The 18,771-nt window shown below is 56.7% G+C and carries 15 protein-coding genes; 5 read left to right on the top strand and 10 right to left on the bottom strand.

From position 1 onward, the window contains the following. Positions 1-4: 4 nt before the first annotated feature. The 4 genes from D9K61_RS08335 to yajC are packed head-to-tail and all read right to left on the bottom strand — an operon-like array spanning position 5 to position 3,696. Positions 5-751 carry a sulfite exporter TauE/SafE family protein gene (locus D9K61_RS08335; protein WP_120632794.1) on the bottom strand — a complete coding sequence of 249 codons (747 nt, stop codon included), beginning with the start codon at positions 749-751 and terminating at the stop codon, positions 5-7. Further along, entirely contained in the window at positions 744-1,712 is a 969-nt protein-coding gene (gene secF, locus D9K61_RS08330; RefSeq protein WP_120632793.1) for a protein translocase subunit SecF, read from the bottom strand. Before secF ends, D9K61_RS08335 begins: the two co-directional genes overlap by 8 nt. Before the next feature lies 1 nt (position 1,713). After that, the gene (secD, locus tag D9K61_RS08325) at positions 1,714-3,375 is read right to left on the bottom strand and encodes a protein translocase subunit SecD (protein ID WP_120632792.1); all 1,662 of its coding nucleotides are present in this window, start codon (positions 3,373-3,375) and stop codon (positions 1,714-1,716) included. 33 nt (positions 3,376-3,408) lie between these two features. Then, entirely contained in the window at positions 3,409-3,696 is a 288-nt protein-coding gene (gene yajC, locus D9K61_RS08320) for a preprotein translocase subunit YajC (RefSeq protein WP_120632791.1), read from the bottom strand. A 201-nt stretch (positions 3,697-3,897) separates the two neighbouring features. Between yajC and D9K61_RS08315 the strand changes: the two genes are divergently transcribed. Together D9K61_RS08315 and serS are read left to right on the top strand one after the other, a co-directional pair. After that, complete coding sequence (locus D9K61_RS08315; RefSeq protein WP_120632790.1) at positions 3,898-5,565, top strand: mechanosensitive ion channel family protein; 1,668 nt, start codon at positions 3,898-3,900, stop codon at positions 5,563-5,565. 80 nt (positions 5,566-5,645) lie between these two features. Beyond that, a complete protein-coding gene (gene serS / locus D9K61_RS08310; protein WP_120632789.1) occupies positions 5,646-6,938 on the top strand; it encodes a serine--tRNA ligase in 1,293 nt (430 codons plus the stop codon). Between the two features lie 56 nt (positions 6,939-6,994). Here serS and D9K61_RS08305 read toward each other — a convergent pair whose 3' ends face one another. The 5 genes from D9K61_RS08305 to D9K61_RS08285 form a co-directional block, all read right to left on the bottom strand. Beyond that, on the bottom strand, positions 6,995-7,621 hold the full coding sequence (locus tag D9K61_RS08305; protein ID WP_120632788.1) for a helix-hairpin-helix domain-containing protein: 627 nt from the start codon (positions 7,619-7,621) through the stop codon (positions 6,995-6,997). Positions 7,622-7,708: 87 nt separating this feature from the next. Beyond that, positions 7,709-8,695: a fatty acid desaturase gene (locus D9K61_RS08300; protein ID WP_120632787.1), complete on the bottom strand. Its 987-nt coding sequence runs from the start codon at positions 8,693-8,695 to the stop codon at positions 7,709-7,711. Between the two features lie 165 nt (positions 8,696-8,860). Further along, positions 8,861-10,324 carry a ribosome biogenesis GTPase Der gene (gene der / locus D9K61_RS08295; RefSeq protein WP_120632786.1) on the bottom strand — a complete coding sequence of 488 codons (1,464 nt, stop codon included), beginning with the start codon at positions 10,322-10,324 and terminating at the stop codon, positions 8,861-8,863. A gap of 48 nt (positions 10,325-10,372) precedes the next feature. Further along, a complete protein-coding gene (locus D9K61_RS08290) occupies positions 10,373-11,695 on the bottom strand; it encodes a PQQ-like beta-propeller repeat protein (protein WP_120632785.1) in 1,323 nt (440 codons plus the stop codon). Between the two features lie 41 nt (positions 11,696-11,736). Continuing rightward, on the bottom strand, positions 11,737-12,408 hold the full coding sequence (locus D9K61_RS08285; protein ID WP_120632912.1) for a hypothetical protein: 672 nt from the start codon (positions 12,406-12,408) through the stop codon (positions 11,737-11,739). 225 nt (positions 12,409-12,633) lie between these two features. Between D9K61_RS08285 and D9K61_RS08280 the strand changes: the two genes are divergently transcribed. The 3 genes from D9K61_RS08280 (at position 12,634) to D9K61_RS08270 (ending at position 18,371) form a co-directional block, all read left to right on the top strand. Then, positions 12,634-13,866 (top strand): efflux RND transporter periplasmic adaptor subunit, encoded by a 1,233-nt coding sequence (locus tag D9K61_RS08280; RefSeq protein ID WP_120632784.1) that lies wholly within the window; start codon positions 12,634-12,636, stop codon positions 13,864-13,866. Further along, positions 13,863-17,660 (top strand): efflux RND transporter permease subunit, encoded by a 3,798-nt coding sequence (locus tag D9K61_RS08275; protein WP_120632783.1) that lies wholly within the window; start codon positions 13,863-13,865, stop codon positions 17,658-17,660. The genes D9K61_RS08280 and D9K61_RS08275 overlap by 4 nt, the downstream gene beginning before the upstream one ends. Before the next feature lie 174 nt (positions 17,661-17,834). Next, positions 17,835-18,371: a hypothetical protein gene (locus D9K61_RS08270; protein ID WP_162946810.1), complete on the top strand. Its 537-nt coding sequence runs from the start codon at positions 17,835-17,837 to the stop codon at positions 18,369-18,371. Between the two features lie 119 nt (positions 18,372-18,490). On the opposite strand, the gene D9K61_RS08265 is transcribed toward D9K61_RS08270, so the two are convergent. After that, on the bottom strand, positions 18,491-18,771 hold a 281-nt coding region (locus tag D9K61_RS08265; RefSeq protein WP_216825773.1), incomplete at its 5' end, for a hypothetical protein.

The following is an 18,771-nucleotide window of genomic DNA, read 5'->3' as shown; positions in this document are numbered from 1 at the left end:
CGTTTTAGCCCCAAAGCGGCAGGCCCGACAAGGCCGCCAATGCAATCGCAAGGTAAGCTGCGGCACGGTACAGCCGCTCTCTGTCCGGGCGGAACAGCCAGCCGCCCAGCCAATTGCCCACGAGATTTGGAACCGCCAGAAACAGCCCAAGACCGGCAGCCGCCAGCGTCACGCGCCCCATACCCGTCAGAAACCCAAGGATCAGGAAGTCAAAACCGAACAGAAACAACAAAATCGTCGCCCGTATCGTTTCGATTTGCAAAGGGCGGGACATGTAAAACAGAATAACGGCGGGACCGGGCAGACCGGCGACACCACCCAGAAACCCTGCGGCCCCACCGATAGCAGTAACCATGGTTCGGCTGACCCTGCCCCGATACCGAATCCCAAGGATCAGGACTGTAAGCATGGACAGGGCGACCAGACTGACTGCATAGCGAAACACTTCGGGTTCAACTTGCGTCAGCACCCACAGACCCAAAGGCAAAACCAAGGCGCAGCCCAGAACAAGTCGGGTCAGATCGCCCTTGTCCACAACCAACCATGCGCGACGCAAATTGGGCAGCGGGCCAAAGATATCCATGATCGTCAGCCCGATCAATGCACCAAACGGACCAAGATGTGGTGTTGCGAGGGGAAGGAAAATAAGCGCGGTGCCAAAGCCGGAAAAGCCCCGCACAATGCCGCCAATAAAAGCAGCAAATAGTATAATGGCCAGCCCTTGCGGGGACTGGCCAAAAATATCAGGCATCAACGTTGGCAAATTGATTGCCAGAGGTGTTTGACGGTTTGGACCAGTCGCGCTTGACGCCCAGCCACAACAGGATGGTCGACGCCACAAAGACCGAGGAGTAGGTTCCCACGATCACACCCCAGATCATCGCAAAGACAAACCCGCGAATAACGTCCCCGCCCAGCACATAAAGCGAGATCAGCGCCAACAACGTGGTGACCGAGGTCATCACGGTCCGGCTGAGCGTTTCGTTGATCGAGATGTTCAGAACCTCTTTCAGGTCCTTCTTCTTGTATTTCCTCAGGTTTTCTCGCACTCGGTCGAACACAACCACCGTATCATTCAGCGAGTAACCAACGATGGTCAACAATGCCGCGATAATGGCCAGATCGAACCGGATCTGCAGTTCCGAGAAGATCCCGATGGTCAGGATTACGTCGTGCACCAACGCAGCCACCGCGCCCAATGCAAACTGCCATTCGAACCGCAACCAGATGTAGACAAGCACGGCGCCGATGGCCAAGACAACCGCAATGACGGCGGTCTGGATCAACTCTCCCGACACTTTGGGACCGACGGATTCGACAGAATCGATCTGAAGACCTGGAACGGCAGCCTCCAAAGATTGCTCTATTGCAGTTATTGTAGCAGCGGTTACGGCTTCCGTATCAGCTTGAGCCTGAATCCGGATCATCGCCACGTTTTCATCTGGCCCAAACGTCGGATCAAAAATCTCGACAATCGTTATATCGCCCAATTCAAGAGGAACAATGGCATCACGATACACGCCAATATCGATTGTCTGAGCGCTTTTGGTTCGAATTTCAGTACCACCTCGAAAGTCGATGCCAAAGTTCAGCCCCTGAAGCATGAACGAGGTAAAGGCGATCACCATCATAAGGCCGGAAATGCCCAACCACAGCTTCCAGCGGCTGAAGAAATCGAACGAGGTGTTCTGGGGTACGAGTTTCAGTCTCATGTCAAACCTCGATCGTTTTCGGACGGCGGCGTTCGAACCACATGACGATCATCACGCGCGTCACAAAGATCGCGGTGAAGACCGATGTCAAAATGCCCAAGCCCAGAGTGATGGCGAAACCGCGCACAGGGCCGCTGCCCATGGCGAACAGGATGACGGCGGTGATGAACGTGGTCACGTTGGCGTCCAGAATGGCCGACAACGCCTTTTCGTAACCAAGCTCAATCGCGCGCGCCGGGCCTTTGGCGGATTTCAACTCTTCGCGGACACGTTCAAAAATCAGCACGTTGGCGTCCACCGCCATACCAACCGTCAAAACAATCCCCGCAATACCCGGCAGCGTCAGCGTCGCCCCGATCAGGGACAGGAGACCAAACAACAGCCCGACGTTAATGATCAGCGCGATATTGGCGAACAGGCCGAACAAACCATAGCTGAGCGCCATAAAGACCAGCACGGCAACGAATGCCACGATGGTTGCCACCTTACCCGCATCGATGCTGTCCTGACCCAGTTCGGGGCCGATGGTGCGTTCTTCCAGGAACTCCAGGCCCGCAGGCAACGCTCCAGCGCGCAACAAGACAGCCAGATTGGTGCTTTCTTCAACGGTGAAGTTTCCGGTGATAATGCCAGACCCACCCGGAATATGGCTTTGAATGACCGGGGCCGAAATCACCTCGTCATCCAGAACAATGGCGAAGGGTGATCCGACATTATCACGGGTGTAGTCACCGAACTTCCGCGCACCGGACGTGTTGAAGCGGAAGCTTACCGCCGGGCGTCCGTTCTGGTCGAACGCCGGTTGGGCGTCTACCAATTCTTCGCCAGTCACAACTGGGGCGGACTCGATCATGTAGAACAGCCCCTCTTCGTCCAACGAAGGCACAAGACTTTCACCGATCCCAGGCACGGCATCCGCGTCTGTTCCGCGATTAACTACCGGATTGAATGTCAGCTGAGCGGTCGTCCCGATGATCTCTTTCAGCTCACCGGCGCTACCGATACCCGGCACTTGAATCAGAATGCGATCCGTACCTTGGCGCTGAATTGTCGGCTCACGTGTGCCAACCTCGTCAATTCTGCGGCGCACGATTTCCAACGATTGGCGAACAGTACGATCATCCGAGGCCAGTTTTTCGGCATCAGAGAGTTGCACAACAATCGTGTCACCCTCGGCGCGCGCCTCGATATCCGTGGCGCCCACACCGGTCAGAGTCTGCACCTGTCGGGCCAAACCGCGCACAACTTCAAGCGCGCGGGGCATACCTGCGGGCTCGCTGATACGGACACGAATCTCATCAGGGTCTGACGGCTGTTTGCGGATAGTGCCAATCGTCGCACGTTCATCGCGCAACGCATCCCGGATCTCGGGCCACATGGCCTCCATACGGGATTCGTAGACGTCACCAACCTGCACTTCGGCCAGCAGATGCGCACCCCCGCGCAGATCGAGTCCCAGATTGACCAGAGAAGACGGCATCCAGTTCGGCCACTGCGCGGCCTCGGCCTGCATCTCGGGGGTGTCGATGCCCAGCTCAATAGCGGCTTTGGCATCGTTCGATTGTTCGACACGCGTATAAAACGCATTCGGCAGGGCCATCACCAAGCCAGTCACGCAGACCAGCCAGATCAGAACCCGCTTCCAGGTATCAATTTGCAGCATTACCCTGCCTTTTCAAGGAACTGTGGCGCGAAGTTACTTCGCTGGTTCGGTCTTGTTCAGCACCTGAGCAATGGTCGATTTGACCACACGAACCTTAACACCGTCGGCGATTTCGACTTCGATCTCGTTGTCGCCTTCCTTGACCTTGGACACTTTGCCAATCAGACCGCCTTGGGTGACGACCTGATCGCCCCGGCGCACGGCTTCGACCATGGCCTGATGTTCCTTCATTTTCTTCTGCTGCGGACGGATCAGCAGGAAATACATGATCGCAAAAATCAGGATCAGCGGGAGAAATTGGGCGATTGTGCCACCATCCATGGGATATTCCTTTGTTCAGAGGTTGCGGGGTGTTTCCGCAAATTTGGCGCGAACCTATGCTTTGATTTAGACGTTTGCAAGCAAACGCGGCGTTGCAACCCACCCGAAGATCACACCAAGCACAAAAGATGATCGCGAACGTTGCAGATATGCCCTAGGAACCGGGGCGCACTTGGATATAGTTGGCCCGCAGGAGGACCGATGCCCCATCTTTTCAAACGCTTCCACTTGCTGGTTCATTTCCTGCTTGCTGTTTTTTTGATCATCCAACTGGCCGGGTCGGTTTACGCACAAGAAGACACGTCGGACGACGCGGAAACCAACGCAACCCAATCGGGTGTTTTTCAGGCTCCTGTGGTTGTAGATGGTGAGGCGTTGTTCCACCTTCGCGGAACAAGTGCCCTTCCTGCCAGCGAACGCGCGGAACGGGTTCAAAACCAGATCATCAACGCAGCCGAAGCGTCAGAAGCGCCAAGTGTCACAATCACCTATGAAGAGACCGAGCTGGGCACAGCCATCCTAGTTGATGGCGTTCAGGTTTCGGTTGTCACAGCGGCGGACGCTGAACTGGAACAAGTTGATCTGAGCGTTCTCAGTCAGTTGCATGGCGATGTGGTTGGGAAAGCCATTGCGTCTTACCGGGCGAACCGCACAGAACAGGCGCGGGTGTCTGGCGCGATTGAGGCCGGGGCATGGACCATTGTGTTTATTCTTTTTGTTACCGTGATCATGTGGCTGTATCGCAGGATCAGACGTCGCACGTTGGAGATCGTACGGCGTTACCTTAAAGGTGTGGAAACCGCGACCGCCGAGCATGTTCAGGCCGAAGCCATCGCAGGTTTGATCCGCTATGGTCTGAACTTCGTGCTATTGGTTATCTTCTTTCTGGGGTTCTACTACTATCTGTCCTTTGTCCTGCTGGCCTTTGCGGAAACCAGATATGTCGCCGAAGTTCTGCTGACTTACCTGACCGATCCGGTGCTGGTCATCGTCAAGGGTATCATCACCTACGTCCCTAACCTGATTATGCTGGCCCTGATCACTTGGGTGACACTGTACATCATCAAGGGAATGCGCGTGTTTTTTGACGCAGTCGAAGCCGGCACGTTTGAGATGCGCGATTTTGACAAGCACTGGATTGGGCCAACCTTCAACATCGCGCGTGTCGTTGTGGTATTGATCGCCCTTGTCTTTGCCGTACCCTACATACCGGGTTCGGACTCAGCCGCCTTTCAAGGCCTGACCATTCTTATTGGGGCAATGCTGTCGCTGGGTGCGAATTCGGTCGTCTCTAACATGCTGGCGGGGCTGTTCGTGATCTATCGGCGGTCCACCTCAATCGGGGATCGCATTCAGATTGGCGAACATATCGGCGATGTTGTGAGGATCAAACTGATGGAGACGCACCTGAAGTCCATCAAGAACGAGCTGATCTCGATCCCCAACGCTCAACTGATGAACTCAGATGTGATCAACTTTTCAAAAAAGATCGACGGCAGTGGTCTGCTTTTGCACACGACGGTTGGCATTGGCTATGAGGAGCCTCCGGCCAAGATCGAGGCCATGTTGATTGAGGCCGCGCATCGGACCAAAAGCATCAAAACCAAGCCGGAACCTTTTGTCCTGTGGACCGCTCTGACAGATTACGCGATCAACTATCAAATCAACGGGTATACGACGCGTGGCAGCATCATTCCCCGGATCAAATCTGACCTGCATCGAAACATTGTGGCCGTGTTCAACGAGAACAATGTGCAGATCATGACGCCGTCCTACATGGCCGATCCGCCTGAACCTAAAATCCCGACAGAAGCTTGGGATGGGCATCTTGCACATGAAGACGATCATGATGGTGCTCACGAGGTGTAATTTCCTACGCCAGCGCTACACCCTGCCCGCGAGATAGTGCATAAGCGCCTTTAGTGATTCACGCATTAAGGACATGACTCATGCACGACATCCGCGCCATTCGCGAAAACCCTGCCGCCTTCGACGCCGCCCTTGCGCGCCGTGGGGACGCGCCGGTGTCGTCTGACCTGCTGCGCCTGGATGAAAGCCGTCGCGCCAAGATTTTGGCTGCTGAAACGGCTCAGGCTGAACAGAACAAAGCATCCAAAGAAGTTGGCGCCGCAAAAGGGCGTGGCGATGAGGTCGAATTCGAACGCCTGCGCGCGTTGGTCGCCGAGAAAAAGGCGGAAATCGCCCGGATGCAGACCGAGGCCAAGGATCTGGACGCGCTGCTGACTGATCAGCTGGCGCGCATTGCCAACCTGCCCGCTGACGATGTCCCACAAGGTGCAGACGAAAACGACAATGTCGAGGTCAATCGCTGGGGCGCGCCGCGCAACTTCGATTTCGATCCCAAAGAGCATTATGAAATCCCTGCCGTCGCGGCGGCAATGGATTTTGAAACGGCCGCTAAAACCAGCGGCAGCCGGTTTGTGAACCTGTCCAAGGGCGTGGCCCGTGTCCACCGGGCGCTGGCCCAGTTCATGCTGGACACGCATATCGACAAAAACGGCCTGACCGAGATGCAGACCCCGGTTCTGGTGCGCAACGAGGCCATGTATGGCACCGACAAGCTGCCGAAGTTTGGCGATGACAGCTATCAGACAACAAATGGCTGGTGGCTGATCCCGACATCTGAGGTCACTCTGACCTACTCTGTGTCAGGCGACATTCTGGATGAAAGCGCCCTGCCCATCCGCATGACTGCGCATACCGCCTGTTTCCGGTCCGAAGCCGGCAGTGCGGGCAAAGACACGGCAGGCATGTTGCGTCAGCACCAGTTCGAAAAGGTCGAGATGGTCTCGATCACGCATCCAGATAACTCGGATGCGGAGCAGAAACGTATGTTGCGCTGCGCCGAAGACTTGCTGGAGCAATTGGGCATTCCCTATCGGACGGTGGTCCTGTGCACCGGCGATATGGGCTTTGGTGCGCGCCGTACGTTCGACATTGAGGCTTGGTTGCCCGGTCAGGATGCGTATCGCGAAATCAGCTCGGTCTCGACAACGGGCGCATTTCAGGCACGTCGGATGAACGCCCGGTTCCGCCCCGAAGGCGGTGGTAAGCCGGAATATGTACATACGCTGAACGGGTCGGGCCTTGCCGTCGGGCGATGCCTGATCGCGGTTCTGGAAAATGGTCAAAACGAAGACGGCACCGTAACGCTGCCCCAGCCACTGGCCCCCTATCTGGGTGGAAAGCTGACGCTACAAACGGACGGCACTCTGAGCTGACAACAAAAACCGGCGCCCACGACGCCGGTTCAGCAAATGTAACGAGGCGAAGAAGATTACTTCTTCGCCTTTTTTCCATCCTTTTTCCTGCCGCCCTTCTTGGACTTCGCGTCTTTCTTTTTGTCCTTTTTGTCGGCCTTTTTCTTGCCATCCTTCTTGGATTTCTTGTCCTTTTTGGATTTGGCTTTCACCTTGTCTTTGGCTTTGGTGAACGCGGCCTCCATCTCTTTGCGTTTTTTGGCAGCTTTTTCGGCCTTGGCTTTGGCTTTGGCCTTTTTCTTGGCCTCGGCTGCGGCCAAATCGGCCTCTGCCTTTTCCTTGGCCGCTTTGCGCGCAGCGTCTTCAGCCCGTTTTTCGGCCGCAGCCGCAGCAACAGTTTTCCGTGCTGCCGGCTTTTGGGTGGCAGCCTTGCGGGTAGCAGGCTTCCGGGTCGCCGGTTTTCGCGCCGGTGCACGACGCGCCGTCGGTTTGGCAGCTGCTTTTTTCACGGCTGCAGGTTTGGAGGCGATGGCGTCATTTGCCGCAGCAATCAACACAAGCGCACGAGCCGCACCAATGCGAGGAACATTGACCAGATCCGCGGGGTTTGCCTTGGCAATCGCTTCCGCGGTTTTGAGTCCGTTGGAATTCAACGCCTTGCCCAGCGTTTCTCCTACACCTTTGACATCGGTCACTGCGGTCATTATTGGTCCCTTCCCTTGCTCTCTGCACATTCGTATATACGAAGGATATACGAATTCACAAGCGTTTCACGACTTCGCCCAATAGTCCTAGCTGCTGTGAGCCAGATCCGAACTAGGCTCGTTCTTTGGGAACGGCACAAGCCGCTTTGCCTCTTCATCCCAAAGCTTGAGGTTCAATGCCGCCACCGCCTCGGGAAACTTGATCCGGCGAGGGGTGAATTCGGGCGGCAGATTGTAGTGGCAGGCGCGCAGCCGATAAGATGGGATGCGCGCGTTAAAGTGGTGAATGTCGTGCAGCGTGATACACGCCACGGCATTGTCGAACCACCAGCCAAAATCCAAAGCCGATGATCCCTCGAGGGCTGCCAATTGCGGGTTCAGATCCGGGCGGCGATCCCAATAGGTATCTTCGAAGTTATGCTGCAAATACACAAGAAAGACGCCCAGCATCCCCCCCAGAAAGGAGAAGACCAACCAAACAAGAATGCCGGTGGTCCCGGCGATCATGTAAAGCAAGCCCAGGAAGACCACGATCGAGACGTTGTGGAACAATACCCCAGCAATACCAAACCGCGCAGTGTTCTTGGGCCAACGGTAGCGAATGAAGTACGTGAACAGTGCGCCAAGCGGCACAAGGATGAACGGGTTGCGGTACAGCCGGTAATACAGCCGCGTTTTCCAATCCGCCACACGCCACTCGCGCAGGGTCATCGTGTGAATTTCGCCGGTCTCTCGATGTTCCAGATTTCCAATGCCGCTGTGATGCAGATTGTGGTTCTGTTTCATCACTTCGAACGGCGCGAAGGTGAAGGGCGACAGGCCATGCCCGGCCCATTCATTCTGCTCGCGTGTTTCAAACAACGAATGGTGCCCGCAATCATGCTGCAACACATATAAACGGACGGCAGAAAAGGCAAAGACGATCCCCGCCGGAACCATGACGTACCAGCGATCAACATAAATGATCGCCAGGGCCAGCGATGTGAAATACACCGCGAATGTGCCGAAATAGCTTAGCGCAGCAAGCGTGTTGTCCTGAACTGCGTATTGCCGTGTATATTCCCTCAGATCCATCCAGCCCGCTCCCCACGATGGCCCGGTTCAAAACTGTTCCAAAGCTATGCACGGATCACCCGTGTACAAGCAGCGCGCACGAAAACAATGGCGCGCAAGCAAATGCTAGCGCGCCGAAATCAGGCTGTCACGCCCTGACAGCAAAAATGCTGAGAATTGGCGTAGTTACGCCTTACCTTTGAGATGTTTGGCCAAAGCACCGGCGTTTTTCTTACGCCGTCCCTTGTAAGGGTTACTGTCCCCCTGCCCACGCAGTGTCAGGCGGATCGGCGAGCCGGGCATATCAAAGTCTTCGCGCAGACCATTCACCAGATACCGGGAATAGCTTGCGGGCATCTTGTCGGGGTGGGAACACATGACAACAAACCCCGGCGGCCGGGTTTTGACCTGGGTCATGTAGCGCAGTTTGATCCGGCGACCTTGCGGCGCTGGTGGTGGGTGTTGCTCCAGCATGGCCGTCAACCAGCGGTTCAATGCGGCGGTCGGCACCCGGCGGTTCCACACATCATGGGCGCGCAAGATGGCATCACGGAGCCGTTCGAGCCCCCGACCCGTCTTAGCCGAAACAGTGATCAGCGGCGCGCCACGTAGCTGTGGCAGCAGCCGATCGAAAGATTCTTTGAGGTCTCGCAGCTTTTCCTGCTTGTCCTCTTCGATGTCCCATTTGTTGACGGCAACAACCACGGCACGGCCTTCGCGTTCGGCAAGATCTGCGATGCGCAGGTCCTGCTGTTCGAACGGAATCGCCGCATCGAGCAAAACAACCACAACCTCGGCAAATTTGACGGCACGCAGCCCGTCCGACACTGAAAGCTTTTCCAGCTTTTCCTGAACCTTGGCTTTCTTGCGCATGCCTGCGGTATCAAAGATACGCATCGGAGTGCTATTGCCGTCCGGGTCTGCCCAATCGACACGCAAACTGATGGCGTCGCGCGTGATCCCGGCCTCAGGACCCGTCAGCAGACGGTCTTCGCCCATGATCTTGTTGATCAGCGTGGATTTTCCGGCATTCGGGCGACCAACAACAGCCACCTGCAATGGCTTCTCTGCTGTGATCAGAGGTGTCTCGCCCTCGCCATCCTCATCCAGATCGATGTTCGTTACCGGGGTGTCATCCACGGCCTGTTCTTCGGCGGCATCGGCCAGAGGCATCAACTGATCATATAGGTCAGCCATCCCTTCACCATGCTCACCCGACAGACGAACAGGTTCGCCGAGCCCCAGATTATAGGCCTCCAGCACACCTGCATCTGCCGCGTTGCCCTCGGCTTTGTTGGCTGCAAGGATCACGTGTTTTGACCGCTTGCGCAGGATTTCGGAAAACATCTCGTCGGTTGGAGTCAGCCCTACTCGCGCATCAATCATGAACAGGCAGACATCGGCCATATCCACGGCTCGCTCGGTGAGCCGCCGCATGCGGCCCTCGAGGCTGTCGTCAGTCGCGTCTTCAAGACCGGCCGTATCGATCACCGTAAAACGCAGGTCGCCAAGCCGCGCTTCGCCTTCGCGCAGATCACGCGTCACGCCAGGCTGGTCGTCGACCAGGGCCAGACGTTTGCCCACAAGGCGGTTGAACAGGGTGGATTTGCCCACATTGGGGCGCCCCACGATGGCGAGGGTCAGCGACATGATACTCAACTTTCAAGACTCAGACGCGCCCTTTAGCGCATCTTGTCGTCAACGGAAAGCGTGCAGTTGGCCCTTGGTCGAAACCACATAAAGGGTCTGACCGGCAACAACGGGTGCTGTCGTCGCGCCACCAGGCACATCAACCCGATGCACAAGCGATCCATCCACTGGATTGAAGAAACGCAGATATCCGTCATTCGACGCCACAACAATGCGCCCGCCAGCAACAATGGGGCCGTAATGCGCAAAGATCGGGCCACGCCGCTTAGGTTTATCCTTGACGAAACCCGGCAGATCCTGCGCCCAGATGACGGTACCATCCGACGCGCTCAGACGCACCAACTGGCTGCGGTCACTGATCAAAAAGATACTGTTGCCCGCTGGCCAGACGGTATCGACAGCACCCTCGTCTGCGGTCCAGCGACGCTCACCCGACGCGGCATCAAAGGCCACCGTGCGACCTGAGTGATTGCCGATGTAAATTGTGTCACCCGCGACCATTGGGCCACCGGTCACGTCGACGATTTGTGCCGCCGCGCGCCCCCTGCGCCCACCTGCGACCGACGCGTTCCAACGGCGAATGCCACCCTTGCGGAAGGTCGCAGCTATGTCACCGGACCCAAACGCAAACACCGAAAGATCCGACGTCAAGACAGGCGCAGGCGCCCCGAGAACGTTGCCAACGCTGGGTGTGCTTTCGATTTGCCATGCGATACGGCCATCTTTGGTATCCACGGTCCAACCGGTTTCATCCCCGGCAACCAGATACAGCAATCCGTCGCTGACCAACGGCGCGCCGCTGCCGGTGGCATTCAAGCGCTTTTGCCAGCGGATCGCGCCCGATTTGGCATCAAGAGCTGTCAGTCGACCAAAACCAGACGAGACATAGAGGACACCGTTGGAGTAGGCCATTCCGCCGCCCGTGGCATCCGAGTCTCCGTCACTGGCCGGAATAAGATTGGTGTTCCAAACCAGCTGTCCCTGTGGCGACACAGCCGAAACCGTCGCACCGGAATCAAGCGTATAGATCAACCGTCCTGCGACGACCGGTTCGGCCGTGATCCGCTGTTTGCGCGAGTCGCCATTGCCGATCAACGTAGACCATGCCAGCTGCGGCGTGCCGCGCAACGCTGCGTTGGTTGTGCGGAAGGCCGCAGTGCCTGGACTTTGGGGCCAGCTAGCATTCGCATTTTGACCCGGAAGGCTGATCGGCTGTGACCCGCGGGTTTCCACCGTTTCGGTGTCAGATGCAGGGCGGATGTCTTCCCGCGCACCCGGCAGAATGATCTCAGGTTCCTGACAGGCGGCCAGTGTCGTCAGCGCAACTGCCGCTGCTGGCACTCCCAAACGGGAAAAAAATCTTGTTACCATATTGTTCTGAACTCGCCTGTCATAGTTTGTTTCCCGCCAGATCAGCCCTGCTGCGCCACAAGCGGTTCAGGTTCGCCGCCCAACGCCACAATCAACTGGGCCGCACGCTGCTGCAGATCGACGCCCACTTCGGCATCCTGACGCAAAGCCTGCAGCCGGTCGAGCGCAGCGTCGATATTGCCCTCGGAGACGTCAATCAGTGCCAGTTGTTCCTCGGCCAGCAGGCGCAACGGCGCGCCCGGCACGGCCAAAGCTTCAAATTGCAGGCGACGGTCCGCGGCTGGCAAAGCGTCACTCTGCAACAGCAGCGCCTTAAAACCCGCAATCGCGCGGTAGATCTCGGGCAGGTCACCCTGTGTGGCAACGCTATTTAGGCTGTTGACCGCGTCTTGTTCGGATCCGGCGTCTATCTGCGAGGCTGATAGCAGCATATTCAATACCGCGTCACCGCCCGGGGATTGCGCCTGAACGCCCTCAAGACTTGACGCACGCGCTGCGGAATCATTCTCATCCAAAGCCGCTAGAATCGAGTCGCCCAGCTCTTGCGCCTGAGACGTATCTCGCGCTTTCTGGTATTCGTTATAGGCCGCTCCACCCACGATCAGGATGACTGCCACAACACCGACCCAGCCCCAGCGGCGCAAAAGCAGATACATCCGGTCGCGGCGCACCTCTTCTGTGACCTCATCAATGAAACTGTCGGTGTCGCTCATTCCTGCCCCCCGGGCTGTGTATCTTGCTTTAGTGCGCCATGTCATACCCCGGCACCACGGCCAAGCCAAGAGCCCGATTTTGTACAAATACGCCGCGTTGGTCTGGTCTTGCGAAAAAAAATAAACCGAACTATTCAGTTTAGTATGGAAAAGATACATGCCCGCCCCCATTTTGAGGCATGCCCGTCAATTAATTTTGGCGCACAGTTCTAGGAGAAGCACTGCATGCGTTTGATTTCTCTCATCAACGCCCTTTTGGTTATTGTCGCCCTGTATTTCCTTGTTTTTGAACGCGACACGCTATTTGCCTTCGCTGGTCGCGGCGAAGCAGACGTACCCGTCACAGAAAGTGGCGAAGCACCTGAAGAATCGAGTGTCAGCGACACGGCCATTGGTGTCATCGCTTTCCGGTCGGAGGCGCGTGAGATTGACAGCGCCGTCCTGTTGCGCGGGCAGACCAAAGCAAACCGACAAGTCGAAGTTCTGGCTGAAACCACGTCAACGGTCATCTCGGAACCCAAACGCCGCGGCGCATTTGTCGAGGCTGGCGACCTGTTGTGTCAGCTAGACCCCGGAACCCGCCCCGCCAGCCTGGCAGAGGCAATGGCCGGCAAGCTTGAAGCCGCAAGCCGAGTTCCCGAGGCAGAGGCACGTCTGGAAGAAGCACATGCGCTGGTGGCAGAAGCTGACATCAATCTGACAGCCGCCCGTAAACTGTCCGATTCAGGCTTCGGGTCTGAAACCCGCCGCATCTCCAGCGAGGCTGCTATGAGCACCGCCGAGGCTGGTATCAAGTCGGCCGAAGCTGGACTTGAAGGAACCCGGGCCGGAATCGAAGCCGCTGCGGCCGAGGTTGAAGCAGCCCAACGTGAGATCGACCGCCTGACCATTGAGGCACCTTTTAAAGGCCTGCTGGAAAGCGACACGGCCGAGTTGGGCAGCTTGTTGCAGCCCGGCGCCTTGTGCGCGACCGTGATCCAACTGGACCCGATCAAACTGGTCGGCTTTGTACCTGAAACCGAAGTGAACCGCGTTATTGTCGGCACTGAAGCCGCAGCACAACTGGTCACGGGGCGACAGGTTACCGGCCGTGTGACTTTCCTCAGCCGGTCTGCGGACGAAACCACCCGCACGTTCGAAGTCGAAATAACTGTGCCAAACGCTGACCTGACCATCCGCGATGGTCAGACCGCTACGATCCGGATTGCCGCCGAAGGGGCCAAGGCGCACCTGCTGCCGCAATCTGCCCTGACACTGAACAACGAAGGTCAGCTGGGTGTGCGCACCGTTGGAACCGGCAATATCGTTGATTTTGTGCCTGTTCGCATTTTGCGCGACACATCAAAAGGTGTCTGGATCGACGGCTTGGCTGAAACCGTTGACGTCATCGTTGTCGGGCAGGAATTCGTGACGCGTGGCGTAACGGTCGCGCCGACATATCGGGAAGTTACAAAATGACCAGTATTGTAAGCTGGGCCGCCGATCGGGCCCGAATGGTTCTGGCATTTATCGCGATCTCACTGGTCATTGGCGGGTTTGCCTATGTAAGCCTGCCGAAGGAAGGTGAGCCGGACATTGAAATCCCTGCTTTGTTCGTCTCGGTCCAATTTCCGGGAATTTCCGCCGAAGACTCGGAGAATCTGTTGGTCAAGCCGATGGAAACCGAGCTTGCGGATCTGGACGGTCTGAAAGAAATGTCGTCCACGGCCGCCGAGGGTTATGGCGGTGTTGCGCTCGAGTTTGATTTTGGCTGGGACAAAACGGCCATCATGGCGGATGTGCGTGATGCCATGAATACGGCACAGGCAGAATTTCCCGAGGGCGCAGAACAGTATTCCCTATATGAAATCAACTTCTCAGAATTTCCCATCGTCATCGTGAACTTGACCGGTGCGGTGCCTGAACGCACTATGGCCCGTGTAGCCAAGGACCTTCAGGACGATTTGGAAGCGCTGGATTCTGTGTTGGAGGCCGGGATTGCCGGCAATCGCGATGAGTTGCTGGAGGTGATAATCGATCCTCTGCGGCTGGAGGCGTATAACGTTACGGCTGCGGAGCTGATCAACGTTGTGCAAAACAACAACCAACTGATTGCTGCGGGTGAGGTCGAAACCGAACAAGGCACGTTCTCGGTCAAGATCCCGTCATCCTTCAAGACCGCTCAAGACGTTTACGAATTGCCCATCAAGGTCAACGGCGACCGTGTCGTGACCTTGGGTGAACTGGCCGAGATCAATTACACCTTTGAAGATCGCGAGGGCACAGCCCGTTTCGACGGCGCACCAACCGTTGCGCTGCAGGTGGTCAAGCGCAAGGGTTTCAACCTGATCGACACAGTTGAACAGGTCAAAGCAACGATTGCCGACGCTCAGACCAAGTGGCCCGCTGAATTGCAGGCTGCTGTCGATGTCGGTACCTCAAACGACCAGAGTCGGATTGTCGGGTCGATGGTCAGCCAGCTTGAAGGGTCAGTGCTGACCGCGATTGCGCTGGTGATGATCGTGGTGCTTGCCTCTTTGGGGTCGCGCGCCGCTTTACTGGTGGGTTTTGCGATCCCGACCTCATTCCTTTTGTGTTTTGCGTTTTTGGCCGTCATGGGTATTAGCATTTCGAACATCGTGATGTTCGGTTTGATCCTTGCGGTAGGCATGCTGGTTGATGGCGCCATCGTCGTGGTGGAATACGCAGACAAACGTATCAAGGACGGCGTCGGCCCAATGCACGCTTATGTCGAGGCGGCACAGCGGATGTTCTGGCCTATCGTGTCGTCAACCGCAACGACCCTATGTGCCTTCCTTCCCATGCTGTTCTGGCCCGGCGTTCCGGGTGAGTTCATGGGGATGCTTCCGGTCACGCTGATCTTTGTTCTGTCAGCCTCACTGATCGTCGCGCTGATCTACCTGCCCGTCATGGGCGGTGTGTCCGGACGGCTCAGCCGTGTTTTTGACCGCTCCTCCGACTGGTTGAGGGCACGAACGCCCTGGTGGCTGCGGGCGGTCCTGGTGCCCCCTTCGTTCTACCTCGTGTTCCTAGGGGCGATGCAGGTGTTGAACCCAACTTACCTGTTGCCAGCAGGTGCGCCCGGTGGCGCAGTGTTCGGCGCAATTCTTGTGATCGTGGGTGCGTTTGCCGGGTCGGTCACTTTGGGTGCTGCAAAAATCGAACGCGCACCGGAAACACGTGTACATACGGCCAAGGAACACACGCCATTCGGCTATGTCATTAAATTCCTGGTCGGTAATCCAATCATGCCGATCGTATCAATCGTCGCGATTGGTTTCGCTGTCGTGACAGTCATGTCCGCTTATGGCGCCAACAATCGCGGCGTCGAGTTCTTTGTTGAAAGCGAGCCGGAACAGGCGACCGCCTATGTGCGCGCGCGCGGTAACATCTCGCTGACCGAGATGGACGCGATGGTCTACGAGGCCGAGCAAGTGATTGCGTCGCATCCAGCGGTGATCAATGTCTTTTCATTTGCCGGTGAAGGCGGGTTGAACCAGAACACCGGCGGCGCATCTGCCCCGGCCGATACGGTTGGCCGTGTTCAGTTCGAGATCATTCCGTGGGAAGATCGCCCGAATGTCTCGGAACCTATTGCTGGCGGTCTGTTCGACAAACACGTGGTGGCCCCGGAGTATGACGGTGACTTTGTGCTGGACGAACTGAACATCGAGCTGGCGAAAATCCCCGGTTTCGTGGTCGAGATTCTGCCGTTGGAACAAGGCCCGGCCTCGGCCAAGCCCGTCCACCTGCGCGTCAAAGGCAATGGATGGGAGGACCTGACCTCGGCCACGGTTACGGCACGTGAGGCGTTTGAAAACACACCCGGGCTGATCAAGATCGAAGACACCCTGCCCCTGCCCGGTATCGACTGGCAGATCGACGTTGATGTGGCAAAAGCAGGCCGTTTTGGGGCAGACGTGGCAACTGTTGGCGCCATGGTTCAGCTGGTCACGCGGGGCATTCTGCTGGGTGAAATGCGCCCGGATACCACGGATGAAGAAATTGATATTCGTGTCCGCCTGCCGGAAGAAGACCGCGTGTTGTCGACGCTGGACGTTCTTAAGGTCCGGACGCAGGACGGGCTGGTACCGTTGTCCAACTTCGTGACTCGGCAACCAGTGGCAAAGCTGGCCGAGATCAACCGTGTGGATCAGGAACGGTACTATGACGTCAAAGCGGATGTCGAACCGGGCCTGAGTAAGGTCGTGACTGACGGTCCCGACGGGGCCCAGCAGCGATTGGCCGTTGTTCGAGAGTTGGAGGACGGCGTTGCGTCCACTAGCTCAACCTTGAACAGCGCTGATGGGAAACGGTTCGATCTTGTGCAACTGACAGAAGCGGACAGCGTGGAAAGCCTGCGGTCAGCCATGGAAAGCGGTGACGCCCAAGTGATTCTGATCAATCCAAATGAACGGATTGCGGTTCTGACAGAATGGCTGGACACCGAGCCCTTCGCAAAAACTATCAGTTGGGAATGGACCGGAGATCAGGAAGATCAGGCCGAATCCGGCGCGTTTCTGGTGAATGCTTTTGCCGGCGCGCTGGGATTGATGTTTGTCATCCTGCTGGCCCAGTTCAACTCGTTCTACAACTCGGTGCTGGTTTTGTTGGCCGTGGTTCTGTCAACCACAGGCGTGCTGATCGGGATGCTGGTCATGCAGCAGCCTTTCTCGATCATCATGACGGGAACAGGCATCGTGGCGCTGGCGGGGATCGTGGTGAACAACAACATTGTTCTGATCGACACCTATCAGGAATACAGCCGCTATATGCCCCGGATCGATGCCATCGTCCGCACGGCCGAAGCTCGTATTCGTCCGGTTCTGTTGACTACTTTGACAACGATGGCTGGTCTGACCCCGATGATGTTCGGCCTGTCTTTGGATTTCATCAATGGCGGGTACAGCATCGACAGCCCGACGGCCCTGTGGTGGAAACAGCTGGCGACGGCGGTTGTGTTCGGCCTGGGCATCGCCACCGTGCTGACGTTGATCGTGACGCCTTCGTTCCTGGCCTTGCGCGTGTGGGTCGCGACCTATGCCGTCTGGCTGGCCAGACTCCTCGCCCGGGTGACGGCCGGTCGTTCCAGCCAAATCGCGCAGGATATGGCTATTGGACGCAGCGCCCGTGCAATGCAATCAACCGAGATTGTCTGGAGCGACATTCCCGCACCCGTTCAGGATCGGGCGGATCAGCCCGGCGATAGATCGGAGCATCCACCAAGAGCCCCGATGAAAGCTGCGGAATAATCAAACAAGGGCCGGGTTTTCCGGCCCATACGATAAATGTTGAAAGGGCGCTCGAACTCTCTGGACCAAATCCTTCGCGCCTCGGAAAGCTGACATCCGACACATTCAGTCAGATGACCGCTTTGAGCCCAAACGTACTTTCGTCTAAGCAATGTAGACGTTACAAAAAAGGTCATGAAACAACAAGCTGATCTACGATTTACTTCCGAAATATATGCTCGCCGATTTCTTGATTGCGGGCCCGATGGTTCAGTAGTCGTTTGGGCAGAAAATATGACCCTATCGGGTTTCGTATCTGACAGCCTGTTCATTCTCTTGGGCGAGGTCGAACCATTCAACAAATTTGAAATCGACGAGTTGCTGGATCGCATCCAGTATGAACTCCAAATACCCAAGGTAAGTCATAAAGACGAAGCCCTTGAAATTATAGCAACAGCTTATGTCCAAAGGTTTATTCAGGGTAAGACTAATAGTGCTGACGCTCTGTATGCCATATCGCAACTCTGCATCGAACAAGACCATGCCGACGCTATTTATGACTTCTACCTTCTTCACTATGCCGCAGTTGACCTAGCGATAGAAGATACTCAGTACTATTGGCCAGACGCCCATCGAGGAAATATCGAAAAAGTAATTCGTAACCGTTGCATCAATTGGTTAGAAGAACACCCGATAGCCGAATGGCGCAATTACGAGTGGACTGTGACATAGTACAGCTCCTAACGGCTTTTTGGGCAACGGCAGCAAAGTCTAAGGTTTGTGGCTGCTGTCAGCGTGAGCTGCAGCGGCGATAAATCTGACAAGGAGGAAAGCGCGGGCGGCTTTCGCTGCTATGGGGATAGTGGCTCGAGGCTTGGTTGGCGGATGCCATGACGCTTGAGGCTGACGACACCGATCCGTGCCGGCCAGCTGATCTTTCTGGGCCCATGCCGCGGGATCGTCATTTTGCTGTTGCCATTGGCCTGCTGCAACGTGGGTTTCGGTGGAGTGGCCGCAACGACTGGTCCGGTGCCTGCTGATGGTGGAACCAGGTGTGAGGGCTGGATCATGCGGCATCCTCCCAGGGTGGCGCGCGGGATCGCGGGGTCTGACCGCGGGTGAAGGTCTCGAT

The sequence above is a fragment of the Ruegeria sp. EL01 genome, assembly GCF_900313035.1.
Classification (GTDB): domain Bacteria; phylum Pseudomonadota; class Alphaproteobacteria; order Rhodobacterales; family Rhodobacteraceae; genus Ruegeria.
The sequence above is the reverse complement of the archived record's forward strand: the minus strand, read 5'-3'. Positions and strand labels throughout refer to the sequence as shown.

Coding starts and splice junctions, on each gene's coding strand:
- D9K61_RS08280 (WP_120632784.1), top strand. CDS start 12,634: ATGCGTTTGATTTCTCTCATCAACGCCCTTTTGGTTATTGTCGCCCTG.
- D9K61_RS08300 (WP_120632787.1), bottom strand. CDS start 8,695: ATGGATCTGAGGGAATATACACGGCAATACGCAGTTCAGGACAACACG.
- D9K61_RS08275 (WP_120632783.1), top strand. CDS start 13,863: ATGACCAGTATTGTAAGCTGGGCCGCCGATCGGGCCCGAATGGTTCTG.
- D9K61_RS08270 (WP_162946810.1), top strand. CDS start 17,835: ATGAAACAACAAGCTGATCTACGATTTACTTCCGAAATATATGCTCGC.
- D9K61_RS08315 (WP_120632790.1), top strand. CDS start 3,898: ATGCCCCATCTTTTCAAACGCTTCCACTTGCTGGTTCATTTCCTGCTT.
- D9K61_RS08285 (WP_120632912.1), bottom strand. CDS start 12,408: ATGAGCGACACCGACAGTTTCATTGATGAGGTCACAGAAGAGGTGCGC.
- secD (WP_120632792.1), bottom strand. CDS start 3,375: ATGCTGCAAATTGATACCTGGAAGCGGGTTCTGATCTGGCTGGTCTGC.
- D9K61_RS08290 (WP_120632785.1), bottom strand. CDS start 11,695: ATGGTAACAAGATTTTTTTCCCGTTTGGGAGTGCCAGCAGCGGCAGTT.
- secF (WP_120632793.1), bottom strand. CDS start 1,712: ATGAGACTGAAACTCGTACCCCAGAACACCTCGTTCGATTTCTTCAGC.
- D9K61_RS08335 (WP_120632794.1), bottom strand. CDS start 751: ATGCCTGATATTTTTGGCCAGTCCCCGCAAGGGCTGGCCATTATACTA.
- yajC (WP_120632791.1), bottom strand. CDS start 3,696: ATGGATGGTGGCACAATCGCCCAATTTCTCCCGCTGATCCTGATTTTT.
- D9K61_RS08305 (WP_120632788.1), bottom strand. CDS start 7,621: ATGACCGCAGTGACCGATGTCAAAGGTGTAGGAGAAACGCTGGGCAAG.
- der (WP_120632786.1), bottom strand. CDS start 10,324: ATGTCGCTGACCCTCGCCATCGTGGGGCGCCCCAATGTGGGCAAATCC.
- serS (WP_120632789.1), top strand. CDS start 5,646: ATGCACGACATCCGCGCCATTCGCGAAAACCCTGCCGCCTTCGACGCC.